The organism is Alcanivorax sp. HI0044 (genome assembly GCF_001634945.1).
Map to the genome: position 1 here is coordinate 1 of NZ_LWEZ01001696.1, position 1,300 is coordinate 1,300.

Annotated in this window: 2 protein-coding genes; one reads left to right on the forward strand and one right to left on the reverse strand. The window is 59.2% G+C overall.

Going from position 1 to position 1,300, the window contains the following annotated elements:
• Nucleotides 1-339 (reverse strand): AraC family transcriptional regulator ligand-binding domain-containing protein (locus A3730_RS25540; RefSeq protein WP_197477637.1); only part of this gene is annotated, 339 nt, incomplete at its 3' end.
• A 142-nt stretch (nt 340-481) separates the two neighbouring features.
• On the opposite strand from A3730_RS25540, the gene A3730_RS25545 reads away from it, so the two are divergent.
• A partial coding sequence (locus A3730_RS25545; protein WP_063539258.1) for a sterol desaturase family protein occupies nt 482-1,300 on the forward strand: 819 nt, incomplete at its 3' end.

Consider the following 1,300-nt stretch of genomic DNA (forward strand, 5'->3'; position numbering starts at 1 on the left):
CACCACCTCCACCATGTCCTGACCGTAGAACAGGGTCTCATAGCGCTGGTAGGCCAGCATGGCTTCGCCCAGGGTCCGGCAGGTGAGAATCAGATAGCCCAGCATGCCCACATGGCGGGGCTGGATCATGGCGCCGATTTCCAGCCCCGGCGCCAACCGCTCCGGGCGCAACAACACCGCCTGCTGTAGCAGATCCCGCCACAGCGGCAGCGGCACCACATCCGCTGGCGAGCGGCTGTCCAGCACCGTGCGCAATGCAGGGGCAGGCAGGTTTTCCCGGTCCAGCCAGTCGGTCAGCAACTGTACCCAGGCCCCGGTGACGCGCATGGCAGCGGCCATGGTCTCTCCTTGTGGGTGACGTTTACCCTGTTGGCCTAAATTGTCAAAAATAAGGCATGGATAGTCAATACTATCCGCCGCGCTTGTCGCACACTGCCATCTTCCACGTTTCACCGCGCTCCCACCGAGCTTCGAGGTTTCTATGGCATTAATGGACTGGTTCAACAACGTCTGGCAGAACAGCGGCCTGGTACCGCTATGGAATGCCCTGCCCGACTGGCTGGCGCTGGATGCCCGACAGCTGATCTTTGTCGTGGCCACGCCGCTTTTTATTGGCCTGTTCCTGTGGGAATACCGCAAGATTCGCCACAACAACCGGCTGGTGGATGGCCGTGAATCCTGGCTCAATTTCATGCTCGGTGCCGGCTACCAGACCACCGAGTTGCTGTTCGCCGGGCTGATCGCCTTCCCCGTGTATGCCTTTGCGTATCAGCACCGGTTGCTCGATATTGAGCTCAACGTCTTTACCGCCATCGCCCTGTGGTTTCTGGTGGATTTCTGCTACTACGGCTTCCACCGCACCTCACACCGGGTGCGCTGGTTCTGGGCCGCCCATGTGACCCACCACTCCTCCGAGCGGATGAATTTCTCCACTGCCATGCGCCAGAATGCTACCAACATCTTCAACGGCGGCTGGTTGTTCTATGTGCCACTGGCCTTTCTCGGTTACAACCCGGTATGGATCGGGGTGTGCTATGCCCTGTCGCTGGTATACCAGTATTTCATCCACACCACCCTGGTGGGCAAACTGCACCCGGCCATCGAATACATTTTCAATACGCCCAGCCATCACCGAGTGCACCACGGCCGCAACCCGGAATATATCGACCGGAACTACGCGGGGGTTTTCATCATCTGGGATCGCCTGTTCGGCACCTTCGTGGAAGAAAAAGACGACCAACCGGTGGAATACGGCATCACCCGCCCGGTGTACAGCAACAGCCTTGTGGTGAACTGGTGC